Origin of the sequence: Neisseria shayeganii 871 (assembly GCF_000226875.1) — a bacterium.
Lineage (GTDB): Bacteria > Pseudomonadota > Gammaproteobacteria > Burkholderiales > Neisseriaceae > Eikenella > Eikenella shayeganii.
Genome location: NZ_JH164926.1, coordinates 383,619 through 391,865 on the forward strand (window position 1 = coordinate 383,619; position 8,247 = coordinate 391,865).

At 55.3% G+C, this 8,247-nt stretch carries 6 protein-coding genes and 2 pseudogenes; 2 read left to right on the forward strand and 6 right to left on the reverse strand.

Annotated features, from left to right (window positions below; genetic code table 11):
* Nucleotides 1-9: 9 nt before the first annotated feature.
* From nrdA to HMPREF9371_RS01745, 4 genes are all read right to left on the reverse strand, one after another.
* The gene (nrdA, locus tag HMPREF9371_RS01730) at nucleotides 10-2,289 is read right to left on the reverse strand and encodes a class 1a ribonucleoside-diphosphate reductase subunit alpha (RefSeq protein WP_009118101.1); all 2,280 of its coding nucleotides are present in this window, start codon (nucleotides 2,287-2,289) and stop codon (nucleotides 10-12) included.
* 189 nt (nucleotides 2,290-2,478) lie between these two features.
* Nucleotides 2,479-3,045, reverse strand: coding sequence for a CDP-diacylglycerol--glycerol-3-phosphate 3-phosphatidyltransferase (gene pgsA / locus HMPREF9371_RS01735; RefSeq protein ID WP_009118102.1), 567 nt, complete (start codon nucleotides 3,043-3,045; stop codon nucleotides 2,479-2,481).
* A 106-nt stretch (nucleotides 3,046-3,151) separates the two neighbouring features.
* Nucleotides 3,152-5,011, reverse strand: coding sequence for an excinuclease ABC subunit UvrC (gene uvrC, locus HMPREF9371_RS01740; RefSeq protein ID WP_050797933.1), 1,860 nt, complete (start codon nucleotides 5,009-5,011; stop codon nucleotides 3,152-3,154).
* An 11-nt stretch (nucleotides 5,012-5,022) separates the two neighbouring features.
* A complete protein-coding gene (locus HMPREF9371_RS01745) occupies nucleotides 5,023-5,496 on the reverse strand; it encodes a DUF4124 domain-containing protein (protein WP_156786963.1) in 474 nt (157 codons plus the stop codon).
* Nucleotides 5,497-5,670: 174 nt separating this feature from the next.
* Here HMPREF9371_RS01745 and guaB point away from each other — a divergent pair, with 174 nt between their 5' ends.
* The gene (gene guaB, locus HMPREF9371_RS01750) at nucleotides 5,671-7,134 is read left to right on the forward strand and encodes an IMP dehydrogenase (protein ID WP_009118105.1); all 1,464 of its coding nucleotides are present in this window, start codon (nucleotides 5,671-5,673) and stop codon (nucleotides 7,132-7,134) included.
* A 105-nt stretch (nucleotides 7,135-7,239) separates the two neighbouring features.
* Here guaB and HMPREF9371_RS01755 read toward each other — a convergent pair whose 3' ends face one another.
* Nucleotides 7,240-7,641, reverse strand: a complete 402-nt coding sequence (locus tag HMPREF9371_RS01755; protein WP_009118106.1) for a hypothetical protein — start codon at nucleotides 7,639-7,641, stop codon at nucleotides 7,240-7,242.
* A gap of 93 nt (nucleotides 7,642-7,734) precedes the next feature.
* A pseudogene (locus tag HMPREF9371_RS01760) lies at nucleotides 7,735-8,055 on the reverse strand (IS1595-like element ISNsh1 family transposase); the annotation flags it as partial.
* Between the two features lie 59 nt (nucleotides 8,056-8,114).
* Here HMPREF9371_RS01760 and HMPREF9371_RS11285 point away from each other — a divergent pair.
* Nucleotides 8,115-8,247: pseudogene (locus tag HMPREF9371_RS11285) on the forward strand (IS1595 family transposase); the annotation flags it as partial.

Here is an 8,247-nt window from a genome sequence, read left to right on the forward strand (position 1 = left end):
CCAAGCATCTCAAATCTTGCATGCTCCGCCCACGCAGCCATCGTCCTGCAAATCGACCTGCGTATCGTCGGCGCCGTCGCGGGTGTTGTGGTAATAGAGGGTTTTGAGGCCGAATTTGTAGGCGGTGAGCAGGTCTTTGAGCATCTGCTTCATCGGCACTTTATGGCCTTCGAATTTGGCCGGGTCGTAAGAGGTATTGGCCGAGATCGCCTGGTCGACAAACTTCTGCATAATGCCCACCAGTTTCAGGTAGCCTTCATTATTCGGCATTTGCCACAGGGTTTCGTACTGGTCTTTCAAGCGTTCAAACTCGGGCACCACCTGTTTCAAAATGCCGTCTTTGGAGGCTTTGACCGACACCAGACCGCGCGGCGGCTCGATGCCGTTGGTGGCGTTGGCGATTTGCGAGCTGGTTTCGCTGGGCATCAGCGCGGTGAGGGTGGAGTTGCGCAGGCCGTGTTGCAGGATATCGGCGCGCAGGCCTTCCCAATCTAAGTGCAAAGGCTCGCTGCAAATGCCGTCGAGGTCTTTTTTGTAGGTGTCGATGGGCAGTTCGCCTTGGGCATAGGTGGTTTCGTGAAACAGCGGACAGGGGCCGAATTCTTTGGCCAGATTCACCGAGGCCTTGAGCAGATAGTATTGAATTGCCTCAAAGGTGCGGTGGGTCAGGCCCAGGGCGGCCGGGTCGCTGTAACGGGTGCCGTTTTTGGCCAGATAATAGGCAAAGTTGATCACGCCCACGCCCAAGGTGCGGCGATTCATGGTGGCTATTTGCGCCGCCTTGATCGGGTAGTCTTGGTAATCGAGCAAGGCGTCCAGCGCGCGCACGGCCAAATCGGCCAGGCCTTCCAATTCGTCCAGGTTTTCTAGGGTGCCCAGATTAAAGGCGGACAAGGTGCAGAGGGCGATTTCGCCGTTTTCGTCGTTGATGTCGTTCAAAGGCTTGGTGGGCAGCGCGATTTCCAGGCACAGATTGGACTGGCGCACCGGTGCCACGGCGGGATCAAACGGGCTGTGGGTGTTGCAGTGATCGACGTTTTGAATATAGATGCGGCCGGTGCCGGCGCGCTCCTGCATCAATAGGGAGAACAAATCGGTGGCCGGCAACACGCGTTTGCGGATGGTCGGGTCTTGCTCGTATTGGGTATAGAGACGCTCGAATTCGTCCTGATCGGCAAAAAAGGCATCGTAGAGGCCGGGCACTTCATGTGGCGAAAACAGGGCGATGTCGCCGCCTTTGATCAAACGGGTGTAGAGCAGGCGGTTGATTTGCACGCCGTAGTCGAGATGGCGCACGCGGTTGTCTTCCACACCGCGGTTGTTTTTCAGCACCAACAGGCTTTCCACCTCAATGTGCCAAAGCGGGTAAAACAGGGTGGCCGCGCCGCCGCGCACTCCACCTTGCGAACAAGACTTGACCGCAGCTTGGAACATTTTGAAAAACGGAATACAACCGGTGTGTTGCGCTTCTCCGCCGCGGATTTCGCTGCCCAAGCCACGGATGCGGCCGGCATTGATGCCGATGCCGGCGCGTTGGGAAACGTATTTCACAATCGCGCTGGTGGTGGCGTTAATGGAATCGAGGCTGTCGTCGCACTCAATCAGCACGCAGCTGGAAAACTGGCGCGTCGGCGTGCGCACGCCGGACATAATCGGCGTGGGCAGGGAAATTTTAAAGGTGGAAACAGCATCGTAAAAGCGTTTCACATAATCCAGACGGGTGGCTTGCGGATATTTGGCAAACAAACACATGGCCACCAAAATATACAGAAACTGCGGCGTTTCGTAGATTTGGCGGGTCACCCGGTTTTGCACCAAATATTTACCTTCGAGCTGCTTGACCGCGCCGTAAGAGAAGGTCATGTCGCGTTCGTGGTCGATATAGCCGTTGATTTCCTCAAACTCTTCGCGGCTGTAATCGGCCAAAATATGGCGGTCGTATTTGCCGGCTTCGGTCAGCTTGAGCACATGGTCGTACAGATGCGGCGGATCGAACTCCCCGTAGGCGATTTTTCGCAGGTGGAATACGGCCAAGCGGGCGGCCAGATATTGGTAATCCGGGGTTTCCGGAGAAATCAAATCGGCGGCCGCCTTAATGATGGTTTCGTGGATGTCTTCCGTGCGGATGCCGTTGTAAAACTGGATATGGGATTTCATCTCCACTTGCGATACCGACACAAGATTCAATCCTTTGGCGGCCCAAGTAATGACACGATGGATTTTATCTAAATTAATGTCTTCCAAACGGCCGTCACGCTTGGTTACTTTCATATTGGCGGTATCGTTCATGGCACGGCTTCCCTGTGAATTTTTGCAAAGAAGCACACTGGTCAAAGTGTGCTGGTAAGTTAAGTAGACGGGCGCAATAGTACGAAAATTTGCCGGCCGGCGAAAGACTTGTCAAAGCCGATATTTTCATAACCAAATGTTTATCTTAAAGATAAACTTTCCCTGCCAAATGACAGGGAAAGTTTGAGGCTACCTGAACTCTTTCATCGCCATTTTCAGATAGTAAAACATCGACCACAGCGTTAAGACGGCGGCAATCAACATCAAGGCATTGCCCAACCAAATAAAGTTCCAGCCCCGTGCCGGCCAGCTTTCCAGCAGCAGCAGCGTAATGGCCGCCATTTGGGCGGCGGTTTTGAATTTGCCGATGGTGGCCACAGCTACGCTGCTGCGTTTACCCAACTGCGCCATCCATTCGCGCAAGGCGGAAATGGTGATTTCGCGGCCGATGATGATCATGGCGTAGATGGCCCAAGTACGCTCCAGCTTCACCAGCAAAATCAGCGCCACCGCCACCATCAGCTTGTCCGCCACCGGATCGAGAAACGCACCGAAATCGGAAGTCTGTTGCCAACGGCGCGCCAAAAAGCCGTCAAACCAGTCGGTGACGGCAGCCAGCACGAAGATAAAGGCCGCACTCCAATTGACGAACTGCATATCGCCGCGCCAGGCAGCAGGCAGATAAAACAGCGCCGTAAACAGCGGGATCATCAAAATCCGCGACCAGGTAAGCAGAATGGGAATATTCCAAGACATAATGTTTTCCGATGGCGCAAGCCGAACGCCTGTCTGCCACAATACTCAAAATCAATCTTTTGCCGAACGCGGCCAAACCGCCGCCCAAACCGTTTTCAGGTAGCCTTTAGTCGTGCAAGGCCGCATAAATTTTTTCAGCCAAAGCCCTGCTGATGCCCTCGGTTTGCGCCAAGTCGTCCACACTCGCGGCCTGGATGCCGCGCAAACCGCCGAAGCGAGTGAGCAGGCTGCGGCGGCGCTTGGGGCCGATGCCGGGAATCTCTGCCAGCGTTGATGTGGTGCGCGCTTTGCCGCGTTTGCGGCGGTGGCCGCTGACGGCAAAACGGTGTGACTCGTCGCGCACGGTTTGCAATAGATGCAAGGCCGGATGATGCGGCGGCAGCTGCATCACGGCATCCAGATGCGGAATGATCAGCTCTTCCAAGCCGGCTTTGCGCTCCGGCCCTTTGGCAATGCCCACAATCGGCAGGGCAATGCCCAATTCGCGCCACACCTGCTGCGCCATCGCCACCTGCCCTTTGCCGCCGTCGATGAGCACCAAATCGGGCCAGCGGCCGTCTTCTTCGTTGCCGGCGGCCAGCTTGCCGTAACGGCGGGTCAGCACCTCGCGCATGGCGGCATAATCGTCACCCGCTTTGGCGGTGGCGATATTGTAGCGGCGGTATTGGTCGGGGCGCATGTCCTGCCGTTCATACACCACGCAGGAAGCCACCGTGGCTTCGCCTTGGGTGTGGCTGATGTCGAAACATTCGATGCGGTTCAAATCCTCTGCCGCCATACCCAACAGTTCGGCCAGCGCGGCCACGCGTTGCGCCTGGTTTTGGTTTTGCTGCACATGCTGGCGGATGGCAAGCAAAGCATTTTGTTCGGCCATTTTCAGCCAGACTTTGCGCTCGCCCACGGTTTTCGACACAAACTGAATCTGCCGCCCCTGCTCTTCGTTTAAAGCAGCCTGCAGGCTTTCAGGTAGCCTGAAGTTGCTGATTATCACATCGGGTTTGTCTTTGCCCAAATAATGTTGCGCGGCAAAGGCTTCGCCGTAGGAGGTCGGGTCTTCTGCAATGTGGTGGCGCGTATCGGGAAAAAAACTTTTGTCGCCCACCCGCCGGCCGCCGCGGATGCTGACCCAATGAATGCACACGCTGCCCTGCTCCGCCGCCAAAGCCAAGATGTCGATGTTGTGCGGATTATGCGGATTTTTGCTGTCGATAAACTGCTGGCTCTGCACCGTGCCCAAGGCTTGGATTTGGTCGCGGTAACGGGCGGCCTGTTCGAAATCGAGCGCCGCAGCGGCCTGCTGCATTTTTGCCGTGAATGTCTGCAACAATTGGTCGGTGCGGCCATTGAGAAAAGTGACTGCCTCGGCCACGCTTTCCCGGTAGGCCTCGCGCGAAATGTGGCCCACACAGGGGCCGGAGCAGCGTTTGATTTGGTACAGTAGGCAGGCCCGGTCGCGGTGCTCAAACACGCTGTCTTCACAGGTACGCAGCAGAAACACTTTCTGCAAAATCTGTATGCTGTCGCGCACCGCATAGCCGTTGGGATACGGGCCGAAATACTGGTTGGGCTTTTTCAGGCTGCCGCGGTAATACGCCATTTGCGGAAACTCATGCCCGCTGAGCATCAAGTATGGATAACTTTTGTCGTCACGAAACAGGATATTGTATTTGGGCGACAAGGCCTTGATGAAGTTGTTTTCGAGAATCAGCGCTTCGGTTTCCGAGCGGGTGGCGCTCACCTCGATTGAAGCCACTTGGCGCACCATCAGGGCGATGCGCGGCGAGAGATCGTTTTTCTGGAAGTAGCTGCCCACGCGCCGCTTCAGATTCACCGCTTTGCCAACATACAAAACCTGCCCGTCTTTATCGAGAAAACGATAAACGCCGGGCAGGTTGGGTAGGTTTTTCAGGTAGCCGGCCACATCGAAAGCCGGCTGCTCCTCACGCGTGCTTTGTGCCGTATCCAAGCCGCAACCGATCACTTGCAGTAAGCGTTGACATTGTTTTGATACTGCTGAACCAATTGGTCGCGGTTTTCCACGCGGGCGGTTTGGGCGTATTGCAGATTAAGTTTCGCCACATTGCAGTTACTGGCTTGGGTGGCTTCGTTCTGCTCGCGCACTTTGCGGTTTTCCTCTTCCAGCTTTCTGGCTTCTTCTTCGGCCACGCGGTTGGCCGCCGCGCGCAAATCGGCCGCGGAGATTTCACCCTGACCGCCCTGGATCTGCGGCAGCTGGTTTTGCTGCTGGCTGGGGGGCGCGGCAGCGGGGCGGCTGGTCTGCGTGCGGACATTCACGATGTTGCTGCTTTGCGGACGCAGATTGCGCGGCACATCGGAATAAGTATTGACGCCGCGTTCGCTGCGCCAGTTATACACATCTTCCGCCATCAGATGGCCGGAGCCGAACAGCAAGGCCGCACACAACACCGAAAGCGATATTTTTTTATTCATATTCTTCATGTCTGTTTTCCCACTGGATCCGGTTGATAAACGGTTGCCATTCTACTGCAATTGCCGCTGCCCTGTCATGCCTGCGCAGGGTTTATCCGCTTCGGCGTTTACTCGAAGCAGACAATTTTGCTACAATGCCGCCGCATCATTGACCCCCTGCAAGAAGGTTTAATTATGCGCATCGTCGAAAAAGCTTATACCTTTGATGACGTATTGCTGGTTCCGGCACACTCACAAGTTCTCCCCAAAGACGTTAGTCTCAAAACCCCGCTTACCCGCGGCATCTCCCTCAATCTCCCCTTGGTGTCCGCCGCCATGGACACTGTTACCGAAGCCCGCTTGGCCATTTCCATGGCGCAGGAAGGCGGCATCGGCATCATCCACAAAAACATGAGCATCGAACGCCAGGCGCTGGCCGTGTCCAAAGTCAAACGCCACGAAAGCGGCGTGGTGAAAGACCCGGTAACCATTGCCCCCGATATGCGGATCGGCGACCTGCTGCATATGCGTGCACAACGCAAACGCAAAATGTCCGGCCTGCCGGTGGTGGAAAACGGCAAAGTGGTCGGCTTGGTCACCAACCGCGACCTGCGTTTCGAAACCCGCTTGGATTTGCCGGTTTCCGCCATCATGACCCCGCGTGCCGATTTGGTCACCGTTTGCGAAGGCACCAGCATTGAAGACGCCCGTGAGCTGATGCACCGCCACAAAGTCGAGCGCGTTTTGGTGTTGAACGCCCAAGACGAACTCAAAGGCCTGATCACAGTAAAAGACATTGTCAAAACCACCGAATTCCCCAATGCCAACAAAGACAGCGACGGCCGTTTGCGCGTCGGCGCCGCAGTGGGCGTGGGTAAAGAAACCGACGAGCGCGTCGCCGCCTTGGTGGCCGCCGGAGTGGACGTGATTGTGGTGGACACCGCCCACGGCCACAGCCAAGGCGTGCTGGACCGCGTGCGCTGGGTGAAGCAGCATTTCCCGCAGGTACAGGTCATCGGCGGCAACATCGCCACCGCGCAAGCCGCCCGCGATCTGGTGGCTGCCGGTGCCGACGCCGTTAAAGTGGGCATCGGCCCGGGCTCCATCTGCACCACCCGCATCGTAGCCGGCGTGGGCGTGCCCCAGCTGACCGCCATCCACAATGTTGCCGCAGCCTTGGAAGGCACCGGCGTGCCGCTGATTGCCGACGGCGGCATCCGTTTTTCCGGCGACGTGGCCAAGGCCCTAGCGGCCGGCGCCTCCACCGTGATGCTCGGCGGTATGTTTGCCGGCACCGACGAAGCGCCCGGCGAAATCGAACTCTACCAAGGCCGCTCCTACAAATCCTACCGTGGTATGGGTTCACTCGGCGCCATGAGCCAAGGCTCGAGCGACCGCTACTTCCAAGACAAGCAGGACAGCGCCGACAAATATGTGCCCGAAGGTATTGAAGGCCGCGTGCCCTACAAAGGCCCGATTGTGCAGATTATCCACCAGCTGGTGGGCGGCCTGCGCTCCAGCATGGGCTATCTCGGCTGCGCCAGCATTGCCGATATGCACGCCAAAGCCGAATTTGTGGAAATCACCTCCGCCGGCATGAGCGAATCCCACGTTCACGACGTGCAAATCACCAAAGAAGCGCCGAATTACCACCGCTGATTCATCACACTCTGCCAAACGCATGAAGAAGGCTACCTGAAAGAGACTTGCTTTCAGGTAGCCTGCTGCGAACAGTAGGCTGCTATACCATACAAACCCACTGTATCATCTACCCGGTTTCAGTATGCTGCCCATAGCCGCCGCACGTTCGCGCCATATCGGCAACCATTCTGCCGCTCGTTGCCGGTAAGGTTCAAAAATAGGACGATCTGTCGGGAAATCTCCCTTAATAAACCGTTCCACATAATTGAAGTTTAATAATACCGCCTGCGCCAGGCAGTTGCCCAAACCTCCGTATCCCGCATCGCTACGCGGATTCGGAAACTCGCCTTCAATCGGATAACTGCTTAAAAAGGTTTTTTCGTCTTCGCTGTAAAAATAACGGTTGACCAAATCCAGACCGAGCTCAAAAAAGTCGCGGATATAGGCTTCGGCATCCGGCAAGGTGTGTACCAGCTTTTGATAAATCATCACATTATTATGCGCTTGCGGGCTGAGTATCAGCATGCGTGCCGTTCATTTCCCCCGGGTATATCTTTAAAAGCTTCTTGACGGATTTTTGTGACAGAGTGATTAAAAACTTGGGGCTGTCCTAGAAAACTATGCCAAATTCTCTTTTACTAATTGTTTCAAAATACGAATTTGAACTTCTATGTCACTGTTGTTGAAACGCCATTCGCACTCCTTCAAATACAGTTCAAAATGCGCTTTGGGAATCCCGTTGAACTTGCATAAATGGCGTTTCGCCTGGTTCCAAAAATTCTCAATCCCGTTAATGTGGTTTTGCTTCTCGGCAAAATGCGTGCTGTGATTGATGCGAAAATGCGCAAACTCGCTCACGTCCAAAACGTCATAACTGCGGTAACAATCCATATAAACAATACTGTCAGGCTCCACTTGTTCTCGGATGATCGGCATTAGAGCTGTTTCGATTTAATTAAGGGGCTGAAGTAGATTAGCAGTCATGCTAGGCTACTAAAATGAAGATAACCCACTGTAAATTAGAAAAGACGACACAAAGAAAGCTGCTCGAATATTTTGTGCTGGAAGTAACCGCCCGTTCTGCTGCCGATATCTTGGGTATCCAACCCAACACCGCCATACTGTTTTATC